Origin of the sequence: Micromonospora sp. C31, assembly GCF_018070575.1 — a bacterium.
Classification (GTDB): Bacteria; Actinomycetota; Actinomycetes; order Mycobacteriales; family Micromonosporaceae; genus Micromonospora.
In genome coordinates this window covers 56,682-78,991 of the sequence record NZ_JAGPXN010000001.1, presented here as the reverse complement: position 1 = coordinate 78,991, position 22,310 = coordinate 56,682, and the positions used below count along the sequence as shown (strand labels likewise).

Here is a 22,310-nt window from a genome sequence, read left to right as displayed (position 1 = left end):
CTGGTGGTGCCGCGGGTGCCGGCCCTCGCCCGTCCCCCGCTCGCCCCGCGCCCGGCTGGCCGCGCGTCGAGATGGTCGGACGGGCGGGGGACAGGGCCCATCGGGGCGAGCGGCAGAGCGCCCGGAGCGGTTCGGGTGGTCGGCGACGGCGACGGCGACGGCGACGGCGACGGTCGGGGCGCGGGTGCCGGGTGTTCGGCCGGGGACGGGTGGGTGCTCGGCTAGGCTGGCCGGCCGGAGGTGGTGGCGGGTGCGACAGGCGACGCCGGTGGCGACCGCGGCGGGACTGGTCGCGGGATACGCCCTGGACGTGCTCCTCGGCGACCCCCGCCGGTACCACCCCGTGGCCGGGTTCGGCCGCGCCGCCGGGGCCCTGGAGCGGCGGATGTACCGCCCGGACCGGCTGGCCGGAGCGGCGTTCACCGCGCTCGCGGTCGGCACGCCGGTGTTGGCCGGGGTGGCCGCCTCGGTCGCCACCCGCCGTCGGCCGGTGGCCCGGGCGGCCCTGGTCGCCGCCGGCACCTGGACGGTGCTCGGCGGGCGCACGCTGCGGCGCGAGGCCACCGTGATGGGCCGTGCGCTGCGCGCCGGCGATCTCCCGGCCGCCCGGCAGCGGCTCGGCCACCTCTGCGGTCGGGACCCGTCCGCGCTCGACGAGCCCGAGTTGGCCCGCGCCACCGTCGAGTCGCTCGCCGAGAACACCTCGGACGCGGTGGTCGCCCCGTTGCTGTGGGGCGCCGTCGCGGGACTGCCCGGTCTGCTCGGGTACCGCGCGGCGAACACCCTCGACGCGATGGTGGGCCACCGCTCGCCGCGGTACGCCCGCTTCGGCACTCCTGCCGCCCGCCTCGACGACCTGCTCAACCTGGTGCCCGCGCGGCTCACGGGCCTGCTCACCGTCGTGGTCGCGCCAACCGCGTACGGCGACCGGGAACGGGCGCTGCACGTGTGGCGCCGGGACCGCGACGACCACCCCAGCCCGAACGCCGGGCAGTGCGAGGCGGCGATGGCCGGTGCCCTCGGCGTACGGCTGGGTGGGCGCAACGTCTACTTCGGGCGCTCCGAGGTGCGCCCGTTCCTCGGCGACGGCCCCCGGCCCGAGGCGCGGCACCTCAAGCGGGCCGCCCGGATCTCGGGCGCGGTCGGGCTGGCCGCGCTCGGGCTCGCCGCCGCGTACCCGCTGACCCTCGGCCGGCTGGCGGGCGCCGTCGGCCGCCGAGCCGTCGGCGGGAGCATCGCGGTGGCGACGGGGCGGGGGAGCCGCCGGTGAGCGGTGGACTCCTGGTCGCCGGCACCACCTCCGACGCCGGCAAGAGCGTGCTCACCGCCGGCATCTGCCGCTGGCTGCACCGCCGGGGCGTGAAGGTGGCGCCGTACAAGGCGCAGAACATGTCCAACAACTCCGCCGTCGTCGTCGGCCCGGACGGCCGGGGCGGCGAGATCGGGCGGGCGCAGGCGATGCAGGCCGCCGCCTGCGGCCTCGCCCCCGACCTGCGGTTCAACCCGGTGCTGCTCAAGCCCGGCAGCGACCTGGCCAGCCAGGTGGTGCTGCTCGGCGAGGCGGTCGACACGGTCACCGCCGGCAACTTCCGCGAACTGCGGCCCCGGCTCGCCGAGACGGCGTACGCGGCGCTCGCCGAGTTGCGGGCCGCGTACGACGTGGTGATCTGCGAGGGGGCCGGCAGCCCGGCGGAGATCAACCTGCGGGCCGGCGACTACGTGAACATGGGCCTGGCCCGGCACGCCAACCTGCCCACGATCGTGGTCGGCGACATCGACCGGGGCGGGGTCTTCGCGTCGATGTTCGGCACCCTCGCCCTGCTGGACCCGGCCGACCAGGCACTGATAGCCGGCTTCGTGATCAACAAGTTCCGGGGCGACCTCGGGCTCCTCCGGCCGGGGCTGGACATGCTGCGCCAGGTCACCGGTCGCCCGACGTACGGGGTGCTGCCCTGGGCGCTCGACCTCTGGCTCGACGCGGAGGACTCGCTCGCGTACGGGCGGTTGCTCGGCCGGCCGGCCGCCCCGCGCGGCACCGACTGGCTGGACGTGGCCGTGGTCCGGCTGCCCCGCATCAGCAACGCCACCGACGTCGAGGCGCTCGCCACCGAGCCGGGCGTACGGGTCCGGCTGACCGTCGAGCCCGCCGAACTGGCCGCCGCCGACCTGGTCGTACTGCCCGGCTCGAAGTCGACCGTGGCCGACCTGGCCTGGCTGCGGCAGACCGGCCTGGCCGAAGCCGTACTGGCGCACGCGGCGGCGGGCAGGCCGCTGCTCGGCATCTGCGGCGGCTTCCAGATGCTGGCCCGGGCGATCCACGACCCGGTGGAGAGCCGGCAGGGGAGCGTGCCGGGGCTGGGCCTGCTGCCGATCGAGGTCACCTTCGACCCGCGCAAGACCGTCCGCCGGTCGACCGGCACCGCCGGCGACGTCCCGGTCCGCGGCTACGAGATCCACCACGGGTACGTCTCCCACGCCGACCCGGCACTGATCCCGTTGCTGACCTGCGCGGACGGCAGCGGCGAGGGGGCGGTGCTGGGCGCCGTGCACGGCACCCACTGGCACGGCGCCTTCGAGTCCGACGGGTTCCGCCGCCGCTTCCTGACCGAGGTGGCCCGGCTCGCCGGCCGGACCGGCTTCACGGTGGCCCCCGACACGGCCTTCGCCGCCGTCCGCGAGCGCTCCCTGGACCTGCTCGGCGACCTGGTCGAGGAGCACCTCGACACCGACGCCCTCTGGCGTCTCGTCGAGTCCGGCCCGCCCGCCACCCTTCCCTTCATCCCACCCGGAGCCCCGGGAGGTCTCTGACCCACCCCACCCGCAGCCCACCCCACCCGCAGCCCACCCCACCCTGCCGTCCCCACCCGCAGCCCGCGCGCCGCAACCCGCGCCTCGCCGGAGTGATCAAGAGGTTTGCGTCCTGGGAAACCCCGGCTCAGGGCGCAAACCTCTTGATCATCGATTGCGGGGTGCGGGGTGCGGGGTGCGGGGTGTTGGGTGTTGGGTGTTGGGTGCGAGGGGAATGGGCTCAGGGGCGGATGTCGGCGGGGCGGTCGGACATGGGCAGCCCCGCCTCGCGCCACGCCTGTACGCCGCCGACCATGTCGGTCGCGCGGTGCAGCCCGAGCGCCCGCAGACTCGCCACGGCGAGGCTGGAACTGTAGCCCTGGCGGCACACCACCACGAGGCGCTGGTCGTACCCGGTGGCCTCGGGGATCCGCCAGGCGCTGGCCGGGTCGAGCCGCCATTCCAGCACCGTCCGGTCGATCACGATGGCGCCGGGGAGGTCGCCCTGCTCCCGCCGCTGCGCGTCGGTGCGGGTGTCGACCAGCAACGCGCCGGTACGGACCGCCTCGACGGTCTGGTGCGGGGTCAGCCGGCGTACCCCGGCGCGGGCTTGTTCCAGGAGGGCGTCGACGCCCGGACTCATCACGCTGTGGGACACCAGCAGATCATCCCGCCCCGTTCCGGGCTCCGCCCGACGAACGCCCCGGCCCACCCGACGACCGCTCGTTCGGGCGACCCCCGATCGCCAGCGGGCCCGCTGGCGACGCGTTCCCCGCCAACTCCGGCCCGGGCGGTGGCCGGGGATCCGGGCTGGTTACCGTCGGCCACGTGGCGGTGGCGGTCATCGAGGCGTACGACCGGCTGGCCCGGCGGGTGCTCGCCGGGCCGGCGCGGTTGGGACGGACCCGGCTGGTGGCGGTGGACGGGCCGAGCGGCGCGGGCAAGAGCGTGTTCGCGGCGCGGCTCGCGGACGCCCTCGCCGCCCTGCCCGGTGGCGGCCCGCCCCCCGTGGTGCACACCGACGACCTGCTCGACGGCTGGGAAGACCAGCTCACCTTCTGGCCCCGGCTGGAGGAGTGGGTGCTCGGACCGGTGCGGGCGGGACGGCCGGGGTCGTACCGCCGGTACAGCTGGGTGCGGCGGGCCTTCCTGCCGCGCCCGGTGCCGGTTCCGGTCGCGCCGGTGCTCCTCGTCGAGGGGGTGAGCGCGGCGCGGGCCGCCGTCGCCGCGGACCTCACCCTGGGCGTCTTCGTCACCGCCCCGGCGCCGCTGCGGCTGGCCCGGGCGCTGGAGCGCGACGGCCCGGGGATCCTGCCCGAGCTGCGCCGCTGGCACCTCGGGGAGCGGTCGCACTTCGCCGCGGACGACACCGAGGCGCGCGCGGACCTGGTGGTCGACGGCGCCCCCGGCCTGCCGCACGACGCCACCCGGTACTACGTGCGTCGCCGTTGAGGGCCGCCGGCCGGGGTGACGTGGTCGGCAGCGGCCGACCACGCGCCGCCACCGGCCGTCGCGGGCGGGGGCGGCGTCGGCCGGGCCGGGGCGGCGTCGCGGGCGGGGGCGGCCTCGGCGGTGTCGGCCGGGGCCGGGCGGGGGCGGGGGCGGCGGTGTCGGCCGGGGCGGGGCGGGGTGGCGTCGGCGGCCGGCGTCGCGTGCGCCCCGTGGCACCGGTCGGAGAGGCCCGGGACCGGCCCGTCACGCCGGGCTCGGGCGGTGCGGTCGGTAAGGCCGGCCTACGATGCCGGTCATGACCACACCGATCATGTCCGAGTCCGAGGTCCGGGCCGCCGTCGAGCGGGAGATGCCCGGCGTCCGCGCCGACCTGGAACGTCTCGTCCGCATCCCCGGCATCGCGTTCGAGGGCTTCGACCACTCACACGTGGAGCGTTCCGCCGAGGCGGTGGCCGAGCTGCTGCGCGGCTGCGGTCTCGACGTCCAGATCGTGCGTTCCGGCGGCCAGCCGGCGGTCATCGGCAGGAAGGCGGCCCCGCCCGGGGCGCCGACGGTGCTGCTCTACGCCCACCACGACGTGCAGCCGGTCGGTGACCTGACGCTGTGGGAGTCGGACCCGTTCGAGCCGGTGGAACGCGACGGCCGGCTCTACGGCCGGGGCGCCGCCGACGACAAGGCCGGCATCATGGCGCACGTGGCGGCGCTGCGCGCGTACGGTGACGCGCTGCCGGTCGGCGTGGTGCTCTTCGTCGAGGGCGAGGAGGAGTACGGCTCCGACTCCCTGGAGCGGCTGCTCGCCGAGCACCGCGACGAGATCACCTCGGACGTCATCGTGATCGCCGACTCCGCCAACTGGGACGTCGGCGTACCGGCGCTGACCACCTCCCTGCGCGGCATCGTCAACTGCTTCGTGCAGGTGCGCACCCTCGACCACGCCGTGCACAGCGGCATGTACGGCGGCGCGGTGCCGGACGCGCTGACCGCCCTGGCGCGGTTGCTGGCGACCCTGCACACCGACGCCGGCGACGTGGCCGTCGACGGGCTGGCCGCCCGGGAGGGCGCGAGCGTCGACTACCCCGAGGACCGGTTCCGCGCCGAGGCCGGGCTGGCCGACGGCGTGAGCCTGATCGGCACCGGGCGGATCACCGACCGGCTCTGGACCAAGCCGGCGCTGGCGGTGCTCGGCATCGACGCCCCGGCCACCGGGGAGGCGCCGAACGCCCTGGTGCCGACCGCCAAGGCCAAGCTGAGCGTACGGCTGGCGCCGGGCGACGACCCGAAGCGGGCGTACGCGGCCCTGCGCGCCCACCTGGAGAAGCACGCCCCCTGGGGTGCCCAGGTGACGCTCACCTTCGAACACGACGGCGACCCGTGCGTCATCGACGCGTCCGGCCCGATGTTCGACGCGGCCCGTTCGGCGTTCCGGACCGCCTGGGACGGCACCGCCCCGGTGGACCTCGGCATCGGCGGCTCGATCCCGTTCATCGCCACCTTCCAGGAGATGTTCCCGCGCGCGGCGATCCTGGTCACCGGGGTGGAGGACCCGCACGCCCGGGCGCACGGCCCGAACGAGAGCCTGCACCTCGGGGAGTTCGCCCGGGTCTGCCTGGCCGAGGCCCTGTTGCTGAGGAACGTGGCCGTGGCGGGCGTCGACGGGCGGTAGGTGTCGGAACCGTAACTTCCGGGTCGATGTGGGAGTTTGCGGTGTGTCGCCCGTGGGGTTGTTATAGCCTCTCGAACATGCGTACGAACGAGGTGATGGGCCGGCTCGAGGCCGCCGTCAGCGCACTGGGGGACGTCGACGTCTCCGCGTGGCCCGAGGACACGCTCAAGGAACAGCTCGGCGACCTGTCGGCGGCGCTGGTCGCGCTCGACACGGTGCTCTCCCGGGTCGCCGAGGAGGTCCGCGCCCGCGGCCTGCGCATCGAGGAGCCCGTCTCGGCCTGACCCGCCCGCTGCGTGCCGGGCCGGCGTTCCCGGCGGGTCGCGGGCGGTGGGGCAGGCCGGTGGGAACCCGGGCACGGCAATGCCGGGGTCGTGTCGGGGGTGGCTGGCAGGATGGAGCCCGTGCGGTTCCTCGACCTGGCAGCCACCTCCGCCGCAGTCGGCGCCACCCGGGCCCGACGGGCCAAGGTGGAGCTGCTCGCCGCCGCGTTGCGGGCGCTCGACCCGCCCGAGGTGCCGGCGGGCGCCGGTTGGCTGGCCGGCGAGCTGCGTCAGCGGCAGACCGGGGTGGGCTGGGCGAGCCTGCGTGACCTGCCGCCGCCGGCCGCCGAGCCGACCCTGACCGTGGCCGCCGTCGACGCGGCCGTCGACGAGATCGCGGCCGTGCACGGGCCGGGCTCGCAGGCCCGTCGCCGGGAACTGCTGGGCGCGCTCTTCGTCGCTGCCACCGCGGAGGAGCAGCGGCTGCTGGTCGGGCTGTTCAGCGGCGAGCTGCGCCAGGGCGCGCAGGCGGGGCTGCTCGCCGACGCGGTGGCCCGGGCCGCCGACGTGCCGGTCGCCGCCGTACGCCGGGCGCTGCTGCTCGCCGGCGACCTGCGCGCGGTCGCGGTCGCCGCGCTCGACGGGGGCGCGGCGGCGCTGGCCGCCTTCGGCCTCCAGGTCGGCCGCCCGCTCGCGCCGATGCTGGCCCAGAGCGCGCCCTCGGTCGACGAGGCGCTCGCGGCCACCGGCACCCCCGCCGTGGTCGACGTGAAGCTCGACGGCATCCGGATCCAGGTGCACCGCTCGGGCGACGAGATCGCCGTGTTCACCCGCAGCCTCGACGACATCACTTCCCGGGTGCCGGAGGTGGTCGCCGCCGTGCGGGCGCTGCCCGCCCGCGAGCTGGTGCTCGACGGGGAGGCGATCGGGCTCGACCAGACGGGCCGGCCGCTGCCCTTCCAGCAGACGTCGAGCCGGGCGGCGCGGCGCACCACGCCGGGCGGCATCGGCCGTGCCCCGGTCGCCCCGGCTGTGCGGGCCGCCGCCGCGACCACCGGCGAGACCGTGCTGACGCCGTACTTCTTCGACCTGCTGCACCTCGACGGCGACGACCTCGTCGACCGGCCCGGCCGGGAGCGCTGGGCCGCGCTCGACGCCGCCGTCGACGCTCCGCTGCTGGTCGGCCGGATGGAGGTCGAGGGCCCGGAGCCGGCCGGCGAGGCGTTCGCCGCCGCCCTCGCCGCCGGCCAGGAGGGGGTCGTGGTGAAGGCGCCCGACGCCCCCTACGACGCCGGCCGGCGCGGTGCCGCCTGGGTGAAGGTGAAGCCCCGGCACACCCTCGACCTGGTGGTGCTGGCGGTGGAGTGGGGCAGCGGGCGGCGTCAGGGCTGGCTGTCCAACCTGCATCTGGGTGCGCGCGACCCGCGCACCGGCGACTTCGTCATGCTCGGCAAGACGTTCAAGGGCCTCACCGACGAGCTGCTGCGCTGGCAGACCGAACGCTTCCTCGGCCTCGCCGTCGAGCGCGGCGACTGGGTCGTGCGGGTCCGCCCCGAGCAGGTGGTCGAGATCGCCTTCGACGGGGTGCAGACCAGCTCCCGCTACCCGGGCGGCGTGGCGCTGCGCTTCGCCCGGGTGGTGTGTTACCGCGACGACAAGACGGCGGCGGAGGCCGACACGATCGACGCCGTACGCGCCATCCACGCCGGCCGCGTCAGCGGCTGAGCGAGCGGGCGGGCCCGGTCAGGCGGCGCCCTGCGGCGTGGGCTCGGCGGCCCGGTCGACGGGCCGCGTCGGCTTCACGCCCGCCAGCCGGCGGGCCTCCCGGCGGGCCACCCAGCCGTAGCCGAACAGGGTCATCGCGGCGAAGATCCACCACTGCACGACATAGCCGAAGTTCTGCCAGTTGTTGGTGTATCCGACCGGCACGTCCTTGAAGACCGGGTCGGCGGCCGGGGCCTGCTCGTCCAGCAGCAGGTACGCCCCGTGCACCGGGTAGGGCAGCTCACGGGCCAGCCGGGGCACGCCGATCCGCCGGGTCTCCAGCTTGCCGTCCCGCCGGGTCACGGCGACCGAGCCGCTCTCGCTCAGGTGCACCCGCCCCGTCACGGTGACCTCGCCGGGCGGGAGGGCCGGCACGTCCGGCTGGACGGTCGCGTCGCCGCCCCGCTTCGGCGGGATCCAGCCCCGGTCCACCAGCACGGCGGTGCCGTCGGCCAGCACCAGCGGGGTGACCACCTCGAAGCCGACCGTGCGATCCACCGAGCGCCCGCGGACCAGGACCACGTTCGCCGGGTCGTAGCGGCCGGTCACGGTGACCTTGGTCCAGGCGTTCTCGGCGGCGGGGGCGGGGCCCGCCGTGCCGCTGCCGCCGGTCGGGGCGGGCAGCACGTCACGCAGCGGCACCGGGTCCATCCGCAGGCCGGCGTCGATCCGTTCGTTGATCTCCGTGCGGCCGTGGTAGCGGTCCAGCTGCCAGTTGCCGAGCAGCACCATCACCGCCGCGGCGATCAGGGTCAGCGCGAGAATGCCCAGCCAGCGCGGCGTCAGCAGGAACCGGTACACGCCCACGAGGCTACCCCGGTGACCGGAGGCACTCGCTTCGACAGCCCCCTGCCGGGCCCGGCAGGGGCCCTGACGCATCCGCCGGCGGCGCCCCGACACCGCCGGCGGGTCCCAGCGGCGGCGCCCCGACACCCGTCGGCATGCGCGTTCGGTGGCGGTCACCCGACGGTCGGTTGGGCTATCGTCACGCGGTCGGCCCGCGCGGTCGGCCCGCCCGCAGGTCCCCCGCCGCCCCGCAGGGAGTCGATGATGACCGTCGTGCCGCGTCTGGTGCTCAGCGCGCCGTCCTCCGGCCACGGCAAGAACGCGCTGGCGATCGGGCTGCTCGCCGCGTTCGCCGACCGGGGCGTCGACGTCGCCGGATTCAAGGTCGGCCCCGACCGCGTCGACGCCGCGTACCTCGGGCTGGCCGCCGGTCGCCCCGGTCGGATCCTCGACCCCCGGCTGGTCGGCGCCGACCGGATCGTCCCGCTCGTCGGCCATGGCGCGGCCGGCGCCGGGCTCGCCGTGGTGCAGGGCAGCATGGGCCTGTACGACAGTCTCGCCGGCCGCCCGGAGAGCGAGTCGACCGCCGCCGTGGCCGTCGCGCTGCGCAGCCCGGTCGTGCTGGTGGTCGACGTCGCCGCGACGGGGCAGTCGGTGGCCGCCCTGGTGCACGGCTTCCGGTCGTACGACGAGCAGCTCTGGCTCGGCGGGGTGATCCTGAACCGGGTGGCCTCCTCGCGCCACGAGGAGCTGCTGCGCGAGGCGCTCGACGACATCGGCGTGCCGGTCTACGGCGCGTTGCGCCGCCAGGACCTGCCGTCCGTGCTGCCCGCCCGCCGGTACGGGGCGGTGCCCGCGCTCGCCCGTACCGACGAGGCCACCCGCGCGGTCCGCCGCCTCGGCGAGGCGGTCGCCGCCACCGTCGAGCTGGACCGGCTGCTGGGTCTGGCCCGTTCCGCCCCGCCGCTGCCCGCGCCGTGCTGGACGCCGGAGGTCGGGCGGGAGGCGTCCGGGCCGGCGGCGTCCGGGCCGCGCCCCGTCGTCGCGGTCGCCGGGACGCCGGGCGGCAGCTACAGCCACCCCGAGACCGTCGAGCTGCTCAGGGCGGCCGGCGCGGAGGTGGTGACGGTCGATCCGCTGCACGACGAGGCACTGCCAGCCGGCACCGGCGCGCTGGTCGTCGGCGGCGGGCTGCCCGAGTCGTACGCCGGGCAGCTCTCCGCCAACCGTCGGCTCTGCATCGCGGTCGCCGAGCTGGCCCGCACCGGGCGGCCCGTCGTGGCCGAGGGGGCCGGCCTGCTCTGGCTGGCCCGGGAACTGGACGGGCTGCCCATGTGCGGCGTGCTCGACGCGGTGGGCACGCGCCGCGACGGCCTGGTGGTGGGCTACCGGGAGGCGACCGCGCTGACCGGCGGCCTCGTGGGGCCGGCGGGCACGGTGGTGGCCGGGCACAAGGAGCACAGCGCGGTGCTCACCCCGCGCGCCGGTGCGCGGCCGGCGTGGAGCTGGGACGGCGGGGCGCCCGAGGGCTTCGTCTGGCGGGGCGTGCACGCCTCGCAGCTCACCCTGCACTGGGCGGCACACCCGCGGCTCGCGGCCCGCCTCGTGGACGCGGCGGCCGAGCCCGTGACCACCCGGCCCGACGGGGTGCCCGCATGATCGGTCAGGTGGCGGTCCGGCGCTTCCCGGCGCTGACGGTCTCCACGCCCCGCACCGAGGTACGCGCGCTGACCGCTGCCGCCACCGCTCAGCCGACCATGCGGTCCGAGGGCGCGGTGAACTGGCGGGTGGGCTGGCCCTTGAGGCCGTCACGGAGGGTCTGCGCCACCGCCTTGATCGGGATCTGCGACTGGCCGTCGCCGACCGCGTTGAACGGGTTGTCCGGGTCGGAGATGAAGCTCGCCGCCGCCAGTTCCGGGGTGTAGCCGACGAACCAGGCCGACCGGGTGCTGTCGGTGGTGCCCGTCTTGCCCGCCACCGGGCGGCCGACGGTGCCCCGCACGCTGTCGGCGGTCGACCAACCGCCGCAGCTCCCGCGGGCCGGGGTGTCGCCGGTGGGGCAGCGGGCGGCGTCGGTGGCGGCGCGGGCGGCGTCGGCGTTCACCACCTGCCGGCAGCGCGGCTTGGCGACCTCGCGTTCGATCCCGGAGGCCGTCTTCCAGGTGGTCGGCGTGCCGTCGCGGTTGTAGATCGCCTGCACCGGGATCGCCTCGCAGTAGCGGCCGTCCGCGGCGATCGCGGCGTACGCGTTGGCCATCTCCAGGGGGGTCGCGTCGGAGACGCCGAGGGTGAACGCACCCCACTGTTTCGCCTTGGCCGGGGACGCGTGCTCCCGGTCGACGTCGGTGCGCCAGCGCAGCCCGAGCTGCTCGGCGAGGCGGACCGCCTTGTCCGCGCCGACCTGCTCCTCCAGCCACACGAAGTACGTGTTCACCGACTTGCCGAAGCCGGACCACATGGTCTGGTTGCCGCTCATCGCCCCGCTGGCGTTGGACGGCGCCCAGCCGTCGTAGACCTCGGAGCGGTACCGGTGCGGCGCGTTGAAGGAGGTGGACAGCGGCATGCCCTCGTTGAGCGCGGCCAGCATCGGGAACATCTTGAACGTGGACCCGGCCTGGTAGCCCGGCAGGTCGCCGCCGCCGAGCAGGGGCGCCACGGTGTTCGGGTAGTTCGCCTTGACGTTCGGCCCGGCCTCCGGGTTGGAGCTCTGCCCGTTTTCGCTCAGGTCCAGCGAGTACGTCCGGTTGACCGCCATCGCCTTGACCCGCCCGGTGCCGGGCTCGGAGACCACGATGCCGTTGGCGAACGGGCTGCCGGTGTTCTCCTTGGCGCCGACGTTCTTCTCGGCCGCCTCCTGGATCTTCGGCTCCATGCTGAGCACGATCCGGTAGCCGCCCCGGCGCAGCTTGTCCATCCGCTCCAGCCGGTTCTCCCCGAATGCGGGCTGCGCGCTCCACCAGTTCTTCAGGTAGTCGCAGGCGAAGCCCCAGCTGTTCCACTTCTCGGGCACGGCGGCGCAGTCGTTCGGCGGGTGGGTCAGCTTCAGCCGGATCGGCTCGTTCCTCGCCTGCGCCTTGGCGTCCGGCGAGAGGTAGCCGAGCTGGGCCATCCGGTCGAGGACGTAGTTGCGCCGGCCGGTGGCGTCCTTCTGGTCCGAGCTGGCGGGGTCGTACTCGGACGGCGACTTGACCAGACCGGCGAGGGTGGCCGACTCGACGGGGGTGAGGTCCTTGGGGGCCTTGGAGAAGAAGATCTCGCTGGCCGCGTAGATGCCGTACGCGCGGTGCCCGAAGTACGCGGAGTTGAGGTAACGCTCCAGGATCTGGTCCTTGTCCAGCTCCTTCTCCAGGTCCATCGCCATCCGCATCTCCCGGACCTTGCGCAGGCTGGTCTGCTGGGTGGCCTCCTGCACCTCCTGGGGCGTCTTCGCGCTGTCCCGCAGCGCCATCCGCACGTACTGCATGGTGAGCGTGGAGGCGCCCTGGGAGACGCCGCTGGAGCGGGCGTTCGCCACGAAGGCGCGGGCCACGCCCTTCGGGTCGACGCCCCGGTGCTGGTAGAAGCGGTTGTCCTCGGCGGCGACGATCGCCTGCTGCATGTGCGGCGAGATGTCGGCCAGCTTCGTGTACTGCCGGTACTCCTCGTAGAACATCGTCAGCACCGTCCTGCCGTCCGGGGCGTAGACGTACGACGTCTCGGCTGGCAGCGCGCTGGTGAGGATCTGGGTCTTGTGTTCCATGGCGTGCGCCGTCGCCTTGGCGCCGAGGCCGGTGGCGGCGGCCACCGGGTACGCCACGGCGGCGACCACGATGCCGGCGATCAGTCCGGCGCGGAGGAGAGGAACGAGACGACGAGCGGCAGCAAGGGGTCGGTTGCTCACCCACTCAAGTTATGACATTTCCGATTCACACTTGAGAAATATTCATGAACGCGCGTGTGGTGACGCGGCCCACGCCGGGATCCGCTGTCCCGCGCGCCACCTTCCCGGCAGGATCGCGGACATGCGTGGTCAGCCGACCGAGACCCGCCCCGAACCGGGGCCCACCGGAGACGAACCCGACCTCGCCCACCACGGCGACGCCGAGGTGGAGCCGGGGCTGGTCGACCTCGCCGTCAACGTACGGCGCGACGCGATGCCGGACTGGCTGGCCGACCCGATCACCGCCGCGCTCGGCGACCTCGCCGCGTACCCCGACCCTGGGCCGGCGCGGGCGGCCGTCGCGGCCCGGCACGGCCGTCCACCCGCCGAGGTGCTGCTGACCGCCGGCGCGGCCGAGGCCTTCGTGCTGCTCGCCCGGGCGCTGACCGGCGTGCGCCGGCCCGTGGTGGTGCACCCGCAGTTCACCGAGCCCGAGGCGGCCCTGCGCGCCGCCGGGCACCGGGTGCAGCGGGTGCTGCTCGACGCCGACGACGACTTCCGGCTCGACCCGGCCCGGGTGCCCGCCGACGCCGACCTCGTCATGATCGGCAATCCGACCAACCCGACGTCGGTGCTGCACCCCGCCGCCGACCTGGCCGCCCTGACCCGCCCCGGCCGGGTGCTGGTGGTCGACGAGGCGTTCGCCGACACCACCGTCGCTCCCGGCGTGGCCGGCGAACCGGAGTCGCTGGCCGCCCGGCGGGACCTGCCCGGCCTGCTGGTGGTCCGCAGCCTCACCAAGACCTGGGGCCTGGCCGGCCTGCGCATCGGCTACCTGCTCGGCGAGGCCGCGCTGCTGGAGCGGTTGGCCGCCGCCCAGCCCCTCTGGGCCGTCTCGACCCCCGCCCTGGCCGCCGCGTCGGCCTGCGCCACGCCCGTCGCGGTCGATGCCGAGCGCGCCATCGCCGCCCGGCTCGCCGCCGACCGCGACCACCTGGTGGCCCGCCTGTCGGCCCTGCCCGGCGTACGCGTCGCCGGCCGCCCCGCCAGCGCGTTCGTGCTGGTGCACGTCCCCGGTGCGGCAGCCGTGCGGCTCGCCCTGCGGCGGCGCGGCTGGGCGGTACGCCGGGGCGACACCTTCCCCGGGCTCGGCCCGGACTGGCTGCGCGTCGCCGTGCGCGACCCGGCCACCACCGACGCGTTCACCGAGGTACTGGCGGAGATCCTGGAGGCTTGATGTTGGAAACCACGATCGCGGCGATCCGGCCGCCGGACGAGTCGGCGATGGCCGCCGCCCGGGAGCTGCAGGGACGGCTGACGAAGCCCGCCGGCTCGCTGGGCGCCCTGGAGGAACTCTCCGTACGCCTCGCCGGCCTGGCCGGGCACTGCCCGCCGCCGCTGCCCGAGCCGGCCGCCGTCGCGATCTTCGCCGGTGACCACGGCGTGCACGCCCAGGGGGTGACGCCCTGGCCGCAGGAGGTCACCGCGCAGATGATCGGCAACTTCCTGGCCGGCGGCGCGGTGGTCAACGCGTTCGCCCGGCAGGCCGGCGCCTCGGTCACCGTGGTCGACGTCGGCGTGGCCACCCCGCTCCCGGCCGCCGCGCCGGGCGAGGAGGGCGCCGGAGCCCCGCCGACCCGCGACGTGCCCCGGCTGGTCACCGCGAACGTCCGCCCCGGCACCCGGGACCTGGCGGTGACCGCCGCACTGACCCGGGACGAGGCCCGAGCGGCCGTCGAGACCGGCATCCGGGTGGCCGACGAGCTGATCGACGCCGGCGCGGGCATCCTGCTCACCGGCGACATGGGCATCGGCAACACCACGCCCGCCGCCGCCCTGATCGCCGCGTTCGCTGGCATCGACCCGGCGGGGACGACCGGCCGGGGCACCGGGGTCGACGACCCGACGTACGCCCGCAAGGTGGCCGTCGTGCGGGCCGCGCTGCGCCGGCACGCCCCCGACCCGGCCGATCCGCTGGGCGTGCTGGCCGCCGTCGGCGGCCTGGAACACGCCGCGCTGGCCGGGCTGATCCTGGGCGCCGCCGCCCGCCGCACGCCGGTGCTGCTGGACGGGGTGATCGCGGTCTCGGCGGCCCTCGCCGCGGCGGCGCTCGCCCCGCACGCCGTGGCCGCCATGGTGGCCGGGCACCGCTCCGCCGAGCCGGGGGCCACCGTCGCGCTGCGCCGGCTGGGCCTGGAGCCGCTGATCGACCTGGGGCTGCGTCTGGGCGAGGGCACCGGCGCGCTGCTCGCCCTGCCGGTGGTCACCGGCGCGGTCCGGGTGCTGCACGAGGTCGCCACCTTCGACTCGGCGGGGGTGGCCGAGAAGTGAACGGGCGAACCGTCGTGCCCGGTGGCATGGTGAGCCGCGCCGGCGTCCGGCAGCGGTGCGGGGCGGCGGCGTGAGCGGCAACCCGTATCCGCTCGGCCTACGGCTCGCCGGCCGGCGGGTGGTCGTGGTGGGCGGGGGAACGGTGGCCACCCGGCGGGTGCCGGCCCTGCTCGACGCCGGCGCGCACGTCCTGCTCGTCGCGCCGGAGCTGACCCCGGCGCTGCGCGCGCACGCCGACGCCGGACGGCTGCACTGGGCGCCGCGCCGGTTCGCCCCCGACGACCTGGACGGCGCGTGGCTGGTCCAGGTCGCGGTCGACGACCCGCTCGCCGCCGCGTCGGTCAGCGCCGCCGCCGCCGAGCGCCGCATCTTCTGCGTACGCGCCGACGACCGGGCCGCCGCCACCGCCTGGACCCCGGCGGTGACCCGGCACGGGCCGGTGACCGTGGCGGTGCTCGGCGGCGGCGACCCGCGCCGGGCGATGGCCGTCCGCGACGCGATCCGCGCCCTGCTGGATGTAAGGAAGGGCACCTTGTTAACGCCTGTGGTAGAGGAAGGGTCCCTTCCTTGCACCGGGGGCGGGCGGGTGGCGTTGGTCGGCGCCGGCCCCGGGGACCCGGAGCTGATCACCGTCAAGGGTTGGCGGCTGCTCACCGAGGCGGACGTGGTGGTCGCCGACCGGCTCGTCCCGGGGCTGCTCCTCGACGAGCTGCGCGCCGACGTCGAACTCGTCGACGCCTCCAAGATCCCGTACGGCCCGTCCCGCGCGCAGGAGGAGATCAACCGCATCCTTGTGGACCGGGCCCTGGCCGGGAAGTTCGTGGTCCGGCTCAAGGGCGGCGACCCGTACGTCTTCGGTCGTGGCGGCGAGGAGCTGCTGGCCTGCGCGGCGGCCGGTGTGCCGGTGACCGTGGTGCCGGGCGTGACCAGCTCGATCGCGGCTCCGGCAGCGGCGGGCATCCCGGTCACCCACCGGGGGGTGGCCCACGAGTTCACCGTGGTCTCCGGGCACGTCGCGCCCGACTCGCCGGCCTCCCTGGTCCACTGGGACGCGCTGGCCGGGCTGCGCGGCACGCTGGTCGTCCTGATGGGGCTGAAGAACCTCGCGGCGATCACCGCGACGCTGATCGCGCACGGCCGGCCCGAGCAGACGCCGGCCGCCGTGGTGCAGGAGGCGACGACCGGGGCGCAGCGGGTGCTGCGGTCCACGCTCGGCGCGGTGGCCGCCGACGTGCTCGCCGCGGGCCTGCGCCCGCCGGCCGTGGTGGTCGTCGGGGACGTGGTCGACGCCCTGCGAACATCCGTCGGCGACTGACCTCCGGCCGCCACGACCGTCCCGCCACGCGACGGCGGCCGGAGCGAGGATCCGCTCCGGCCGCCGTCGTCGCCGCTCAGGTCACTGCTTGAGCATGTTGTCCAGCAGCAGGGCGCAGCGGATCAGGCCGAGGTGGCTGTACGCCTGCGGGTGGTTGCCCAGCCCGCGCTCGGCCATCGGGTCGTACTGCTCGGGCAGCAGACCCGTCGGACCGGCGGTGTCGACCATCTGCGAGAACAGCTCCTCGGCGTCGGTACGCCGCCCGGTGCGCAGGTACGCCTCGATGAGCCACGCCGTGCAGATGTGGAAGCCGCCCTCGCGCCCCGGCAGGCCGTCGTCCCAGTGGTAGCGGTAGACGACCGGCCCGCTGCGCAGATCCGCCTCGATCCGCAGGACGGTGGAGAGGAAGCGCGGGTCGTCGCCGGGGAGCAGGCCGGACAGCCCGATCCACAGCGACGAGGCGTCCATGTCCTCGTCCCCGTACGCCACGCTGTAGGCCTCGACGGTCTCGTGCCAGCCGTACTCCAGCACGTTGGCGCCGATGCGGTCGCGCAGCTCCACCCACTCCGGGCGGTCCTCGCCGCCGTGCTGGCGCATGACGTGCAGCGCCCGGTCGACGGTCATCCAGCACATCACCTTCGAGAAGATGTGGTGCCGCGGGGGGAGGCGGGCCTCCCAGATGCCGTGGTCGGGCTCGTGCCAGCGGCGGCGGACCGCCTCGACCATGTTGTCGAGCACCCGCCACTCGTCCTCGCGTACGGAGCCGCGGGCGTCGGCGACGGCCGCGATCAGGTCCGCGATGGGGCCGAACACGTCGAGCTGGAGCTGGTGGTTGGCGAGGTTGCCGACCCGCACCGGCCGGGAGCCGGCGTAGCCGGGCAGGGTGTCGATGACCGCCTCGGCGCCCAACTCGTAGCCGTCCACGGTGTAGAGCGGGTGCAGCCGCTCCGGGTGCCCGCCGGTGCGCTCGATGCACCCGTCGACCCAGCGCAGCAGCGCCTCGGCCTCCCCGATCGAGCCCAGGTCGACCAGGGCACGCGCGGTCATTGCCGCGTCCCGCAGCCAGCAGTAGCGGTAGTCCCAGTTGCGGACGCCGCCCAGCTCCTCCGGCAGCGAGGTGGTCGCGGCGGCCAGGATCGAACCGGTGGCCTCGTGGCATAGCCCGCGCAGGGTCAGCGCGCTACGGACCACCAGGTCCCGGGCGGTGCTCGGCAGCCGCAGGGTGGCCACCCAGTCCTTCCACGGCTGCTCGGCCAGGGCCTGCCGCTCGTGGACCGGCTGCCGGTGGTGTTCCAGGCTGTGCGTGCCGAAGCGCAGCTCCAGCACGACCTGCCCACCGGCGGCGGAGAGGTCGACGACCGCCTTCGCCGTCTCGTAGCCGCCGTCGTTGCTGACCTGCCACTCGACGCCGGGGGCGTAGAGCGCGACCGGCTCGTTGGAGCCGAGCACCAGCAGGCCGTCGCCGATCGGCTGCAACTGCACCGCGACCTGGCCGAACTCGGGCCGGGGTGCGAACTCCACCCGGGCCCGGCCCGACCCGGTCAGCACCCGGACCAGGGTCGAGTCGCCGCTGACGACGGCCGGGCCGTCGGGCGTGGTCTCCCTGGCCGGCTTGTCCAGCCAGTCGGTGACGGTCAGGCCCGACCACCGGGTCTCGACGGTCATCGTGCCCGAGCGGTAGCGCTGGCCGAGCGGGATGCCCCCGCGCTCCGGGGCGACGCTGAAGTGCCCGGCCGGGCTCCCGCCGACCAGGTCGGCGAAGATCGCCGCCGAGTCCGGCTTGGGGTGGCAGAGCCAGGTGACCTTGGCCTCGGGGGTGAGCAGGGCCACCGTCCGCCCGTTGGCCAGCATCGAGTGCCGCTCGATGGGCACCGCCCGCTCGCCGAAGAGCCAGTGCCGGCGGGTCTCCAGCAGCAGGCCGAGGGCGCGGGCCGCCTCGATCGGCTCGGCGACCCGGTAGCCGGCCCTGGTGTCACCGGGGCCGATCTTGATGCCGACGTCCGGCCCGTGCAGGTTGCCGAAGGCGTTCTCGTCGGTGACGTCGTCGCCGATGAAGAGCACCGCGCTGGCGGAGAGCTGGGTGCGCAACTGGTCGACGGCCGTGCCCTTGTGGGTGGCGACCACCGACAGCTCGATGACCTCCTTGCCCTGGGTGACCGTCACGTCGTCCCAGGTGGCGGGGCCGTTGCGGACCGCCTCGATGGCGGCAGCCGCGACCTCCGGGGCGACCCCGCGGGTGTGCACCGCGACGCTCGCGGGCTTGCGCTCCAGCCGGATGCCCGGGTGGGCCGAGGCGATCTCGCGCAGCGCGTCGCGCAACCGGGTGCGGACCGCGATCAGCTCGGGGGAGAGCCGCTCGACGAAGCCGATGTCGAACTCGGAGCCGTGGCTGCCGACGAGGTGGACCTCGCTGGGCAGCCGGGAGAGCGCGGCCAGGTCGCGCAGGGCCCGCCCGGAGACCACCGCCACGGTGGTCTGGGGCAGGGCGGCCAGCGCCCGTACGGCCGCCACCGACTCCGGCAGCGGCACTGCCTTGCTCGGGTCCGCCACGATCGGCGCCAGGGTGCCGTCGTAGTCGCAGGCGATCAGAAGCTGGGGCACCCGGGCGATGCGGCCGATGGCGGCACGCAGCTCCGGGTCCATCGTGCCGGCCGCCGGGGTGACGATCTCGCTGGCGGCGTTCACGCGACCTCCGCTTCTGGCACACCGAGCTCGGTGAGGAAGGACTTCGCCCAGTGCCCCACATCGTGGGTGCGTAGATGGCGTTGCATTGTCCGCATTCTGCGGCGTGCCTCCGGCTTCTCGACGTGCACGGCCCTCAGCAGGGCGTCCTTGACCGCGTCAGGGTCGTGCGGGTTACACAGGAACGCCTGACGCAGCTCGGTGGCGGCGCCGGCGAACTCGCTGAGCACGAGTGCACCGCCCTGGTCGGCGCGCGATGCGACGTACTCCTTGGCTACCAGGTTCATTCCGTCTCGCAGCGGGGTCACCATCATCACGTCGGCGGCGGCGTACATCGCGGCCAGTTCAGTGCGACTGTACGACTGATGCAGGTAATGCACCGCCGGCACGCCGACCCTGCCGAACTCGCCATTGATCCGACCGACTTCCCGCTCCACCTTCACGCGTAGTGCCTGGTAGTGCTCCACGCGCTCGCGGCTGGGGGTGGCGACCTGCACCATGACGGCGTCGGGAACTGTCAACTTTCCGTCAGCCAGCAGTTCGCGGAAGGCCTTCAGCCGCAACTCGATGCCCTTGGTGTAATCCAGCCGGTCGACGCCCAGAATGATCGTCTTCGGGTTGCCCAGCTCCTCGCGGATCTCCTTCGCCCGGGCCTGGATCCCCGGGTCGGCGGCCAGCCGCTCCATTTCCCTGGTGTCGATGGAGATGGGGAACGCGCCGGCCTTCACCTGGCGGCCGTCGACCTGGATCATCTGCCCCTCGTAGCGCAGCCCGAGCAGGTGCCGGGCCAGCCGGACGAAGTTCTGCGCGGCGAGGCGCTGCTGGAACCCGACCAGGTCGGCGCCGAGCAGGCCGCGCAGGATCTCGGTGCGGAACGGCATCTGCATGAACAGCTCGATCGGCGGGAACGGGATGTGCAGGAAGAAGCCGATCCTCAGGTCGGGCCGCAGCTCGCGGAGCATCGCCGGGACGAGCTGGAGCTGGTAGTCCTGCACCCAGACCGTCGCGCCCTCGGCCGCGACCTCCGCGGCGGCCTCCGCGAAGCGGGCGTTGACCAGGCGGTACGCCTCACGCCAGCGGCGCTTGTAGGCCGGCGTCTCCACCGCGTCGTGGTAGAGCGGCCAGATCGTCGCGTTGGACTGGCCCTCGTAGTAGCGCTCCAACTCCTCCGCGCTCAACGGCACCGGGTGCAGCCGGATGCCCTCCAGGTCGAAGGGCTCGGGAGCGGCGCCGGTGCCGCCGGCCCAGCCGACCCAGGTGCCCTGGTGTTCGGCGAGGACGGGGTGCAGGGCGGTCACCAGCCCGCCGGGGCTGCGACGCCACTGCCGTCCTTCGGGGGTGCTCACCTCGTCGACGGGTAGCCGGTTCGCCACTACGACAAAGGAGCTGCGGACGGTCACGTTCGGCCACCTCCGGGTGCTGACGGGTCAACCGCGAATGAGCGTACTGAGCGTAGCTGCGGCTTCTGGGGCCCCGTGCCGGAGTCACCTACCCTTCCCACGATGGTCCAACCCATGGGGTGATCTTGTCGACACCCCTGCTCGGAAGCAGGGGTGGTACGGCGCGTCCGGCGCTGTGGGGGCGGGGTGATGTGGGCGCGGTGCCGCGTACCTGTCAGGATTGACGACGGCGTGCGTGCGGCCGGCCACCGGCCGGCGGCGGCGGGCGGAGATCGCAGCCCGCGCCCGCGCCCGCCGGCCCAGTCGCAACCCTACGGAGGTAGCCCGCACCGTGGCCCAGTACATCTACGTCCTCGAGAAGGCGCGCAAGGCGCACGGCGACAAGGTCGTGCTCGACAACGTGACGCTGAGCTTCCTGCCGGGGGCCAAGATCGGTGTGGTCGGCCCGAACGGCGCCGGTAAGTCCAGCCTCCTCAAGATCATGGCAGGGTTGGACAGGCCGAGCAACGGGGAGGCCCGGCTGATGCCCGGCTACACCGTCGGGATGCTCGCCCAGGAGCCCCCGCTCAACGACGCCAAGACCGTGCTCGGCAACGTCGAGGAGGCGGTCGCCGGGACCAAGGCCAAGCTGGAGCGGTTCAACTCCATCGCCGAGCAGATGGCCACCGACTACTCCGACGAGCTGATGGAGGAGATGGGCCGGCTCCAGGAGGAACTGGACCACCTCGACGCCTGGGACATCGACTCCAAGCTCGAACTGGCCATGGACGCGCTGCGCTGCCCGCCGCCGGACGCCGACGTGACCCAGCTCTCCGGTGGCGAGCGCCGCCGCGTGGCGCTGTGCAAGCTGCTGCTGGAGGCGCCCGACCTGCTGCTGCTCGACGAGCCCACCAACCACCTGGACGCGGAGAGCGTCTCCTGGCTGGAGCAGCACCTGGCCAAGTACGCCGGCACCGTCATGGCGATCACCCACGACCGGTACTTCCTCGACAAGGTGGCCGGCTGGATCCTGGAGCTGGACCGCGGCCGGGCCATCGGCTACGAGGGCAACTACTCCACCTACCTGGAGAAGAAGGCGGCCCGGCTGGCCGTCGAGGGCCGCCGCGACGCCAAGATGAAGAAGCGGCTCACCGAGGAGCTGGAGTGGGTCCGCTCCAACGCCAAGGCGCGGCAGACCAAGTCCAAGGCCCGGCTCGACCGCTACGACGAGATGGCCACCGAGGCGGAGAAGACCCGCAAGCTCGACTTCGAGGAGATCCAGATCCCGCCGGGCCCGCGCCTGGGCAACACGGTGATCGAGGCGCAGGACCTGAGCAAGGGCTTCGGCGACCGGCTGTTGATCGACAACCTGTCGTTCTCGCTGCCGCGCAACGGCATCGTCGGCATCATCGGCCCCAACGGCGTCGGCAAGACCACGCTCTTCAAGACCATCGTCGGGCTGGAGCAGCCGACCGGCGGCGAGGTCCGCGTCGGTCCCACCGTCTCGCTGTCGTACGTCGACCAGAACCGGCAGGGCCTCGACGGTGACAAGAGCGTCTGGGAGGTCGTCTCCGACGGCCTGGACTACCTCATGGTGGGCAAGGTCGAGATGCCGTCGCGGGCGTACATCGCGGCGTTCGGGTTCAAGGGACCGGACCAGCAGAAGCCGACCAAGGTGCTCTCCGGCGGCGAGCGCAACCGGCTGAACCTGGCGCTGACGCTGAAGATCGGCGGCAACGTGATCCTGCTCGACGAGCCGACCAACGACCTGGACGTGGAGACGCTCTCCAGCCTGGAGAACGCGCTGCTGGAGTTCCCCGGCTGCGCCGTGGTCATCTCCCACGACCGGATGTTCCTGGACCGGGTCTCCACGCACATCCTGGCCTGGGAGGGCGACGACGAGGACCCGGCCAGGTGGTTCTGGTTCGAGGGCAACTTCGAGGCGTACGAGAAGAACAAGATCGACCGGCTCGGCGCGGAGGCGGCCCGCCCGCACCGGGTGACCTACCGCAAGCTGACCCGCGACTGA

16 protein-coding genes are annotated in these 22,310 nt (G+C 74.7%); 11 read left to right on the top strand and 5 right to left on the bottom strand.

Going from position 1 to position 22,310, the window contains the following annotated elements; all coding sequences use genetic code 11:
- Window positions 1–250 precede the first annotated feature (250 nt).
- On the top strand, window positions 251–1,270 hold the full coding sequence (locus KBX06_RS00360) for a cobalamin biosynthesis protein (protein WP_210832101.1): 1,020 nt from the start codon (window positions 251–253) through the stop codon (window positions 1,268–1,270).
- Window positions 1,267–2,808, top strand: coding sequence for a cobyric acid synthase (locus tag KBX06_RS00355; protein WP_210832099.1), 1,542 nt, complete (start codon window positions 1,267–1,269; stop codon window positions 2,806–2,808). The genes KBX06_RS00360 and KBX06_RS00355 overlap by 4 nt, the downstream gene beginning before the upstream one ends.
- 220 nt (window positions 2,809–3,028) lie before the next feature.
- Here KBX06_RS00355 and KBX06_RS00350 read toward each other — a convergent pair whose 3' ends face one another.
- Window positions 3,029–3,430: a rhodanese-like domain-containing protein gene (locus KBX06_RS00350; protein WP_210832904.1), complete on the bottom strand. Its 402-nt coding sequence runs from the start codon at window positions 3,428–3,430 to the stop codon at window positions 3,029–3,031.
- 185 nt (window positions 3,431–3,615) lie between these two features.
- Here KBX06_RS00350 and KBX06_RS00345 point away from each other — a divergent pair, with 185 nt between their 5' ends.
- The 4 genes from KBX06_RS00345 (at window position 3,616) to KBX06_RS00330 (ending at window position 7,890) form a co-directional block, all read left to right on the top strand.
- Entirely contained in the window at window positions 3,616–4,239 is a 624-nt protein-coding gene (locus KBX06_RS00345; RefSeq protein ID WP_210832097.1) for a uridine kinase, read from the top strand.
- A 310-nt stretch (window positions 4,240–4,549) separates the two neighbouring features.
- Window positions 4,550–5,902: a dipeptidase gene (locus KBX06_RS00340; protein ID WP_210832903.1), complete on the top strand. Its 1,353-nt coding sequence runs from the start codon at window positions 4,550–4,552 to the stop codon at window positions 5,900–5,902.
- 77 nt (window positions 5,903–5,979) lie between these two features.
- The gene (locus KBX06_RS00335; RefSeq protein ID WP_210832095.1) at window positions 5,980–6,186 is read left to right on the top strand and encodes a hypothetical protein; all 207 of its coding nucleotides are present in this window, start codon (window positions 5,980–5,982) and stop codon (window positions 6,184–6,186) included.
- A gap of 120 nt (window positions 6,187–6,306) precedes the next feature.
- Complete coding sequence (locus tag KBX06_RS00330) at window positions 6,307–7,890, top strand: ATP-dependent DNA ligase (RefSeq protein WP_210832902.1); 1,584 nt, start codon at window positions 6,307–6,309, stop codon at window positions 7,888–7,890.
- A gap of 18 nt (window positions 7,891–7,908) precedes the next feature.
- Here the strand turns inward: KBX06_RS00330 and KBX06_RS00325 are convergent, their stop codons facing one another.
- A complete protein-coding gene (locus tag KBX06_RS00325) occupies window positions 7,909–8,736 on the bottom strand; it encodes an SURF1 family protein (protein WP_210832093.1) in 828 nt (275 codons plus the stop codon).
- Window positions 8,737–8,979: 243 nt separating this feature from the next.
- On the opposite strand from KBX06_RS00325, the gene KBX06_RS00320 reads away from it, so the two are divergent.
- Window positions 8,980–10,374 carry a cobyrinate a,c-diamide synthase gene (locus tag KBX06_RS00320; RefSeq protein ID WP_210832091.1) on the top strand — a complete coding sequence of 465 codons (1,395 nt, stop codon included), beginning with the start codon at window positions 8,980–8,982 and terminating at the stop codon, window positions 10,372–10,374.
- Between the two features lie 88 nt (window positions 10,375–10,462).
- Here KBX06_RS00320 and KBX06_RS00315 read toward each other — a convergent pair whose 3' ends face one another.
- Window positions 10,463–12,595, bottom strand: a complete 2,133-nt coding sequence (locus KBX06_RS00315) for a transglycosylase domain-containing protein (RefSeq protein ID WP_210832089.1) — start codon at window positions 12,593–12,595, stop codon at window positions 10,463–10,465.
- Window positions 12,596–12,716: 121 nt separating this feature from the next.
- On the opposite strand from KBX06_RS00315, the gene cobC reads away from it, so the two are divergent.
- From cobC to cobA, 3 genes are all read left to right on the top strand, one after another.
- Window positions 12,717–13,811, top strand: a complete 1,095-nt coding sequence (gene cobC / locus KBX06_RS00310) for an Rv2231c family pyridoxal phosphate-dependent protein CobC (protein ID WP_210832087.1) — start codon at window positions 12,717–12,719, stop codon at window positions 13,809–13,811.
- Window positions 13,811–14,905, top strand: coding sequence for a nicotinate-nucleotide--dimethylbenzimidazole phosphoribosyltransferase (gene cobT / locus KBX06_RS00305; protein ID WP_210832085.1), 1,095 nt, complete (start codon window positions 13,811–13,813; stop codon window positions 14,903–14,905). Before cobC ends, cobT begins: the two co-directional genes overlap by 1 nt.
- Window positions 14,906–14,975: 70 nt before the next feature.
- Window positions 14,976–16,220, top strand: a complete 1,245-nt coding sequence (gene cobA, locus KBX06_RS00300) for a uroporphyrinogen-III C-methyltransferase (RefSeq protein WP_210832083.1) — start codon at window positions 14,976–14,978, stop codon at window positions 16,218–16,220.
- 81 nt (window positions 16,221–16,301) lie between these two features.
- Here the strand turns inward: cobA and otsB are convergent, their stop codons facing one another.
- On the bottom strand, window positions 16,302–18,863 hold the full coding sequence (gene otsB, locus KBX06_RS00295; protein ID WP_247685022.1) for a trehalose-phosphatase: 2,562 nt from the start codon (window positions 18,861–18,863) through the stop codon (window positions 16,302–16,304).
- Between the two features lie 38 nt (window positions 18,864–18,901).
- Window positions 18,902–20,302 (bottom strand): trehalose-6-phosphate synthase, encoded by a 1,401-nt coding sequence (locus KBX06_RS00290; RefSeq protein ID WP_210832079.1) that lies wholly within the window; start codon window positions 20,300–20,302, stop codon window positions 18,902–18,904.
- A gap of 331 nt (window positions 20,303–20,633) precedes the next feature.
- On the opposite strand from KBX06_RS00290, the gene ettA reads away from it, so the two are divergent.
- Window positions 20,634–22,310 carry an energy-dependent translational throttle protein EttA gene (ettA, locus tag KBX06_RS00285; RefSeq protein ID WP_210832077.1) on the top strand — a complete coding sequence of 559 codons (1,677 nt, stop codon included), beginning with the start codon at window positions 20,634–20,636 and terminating at the stop codon, window positions 22,308–22,310.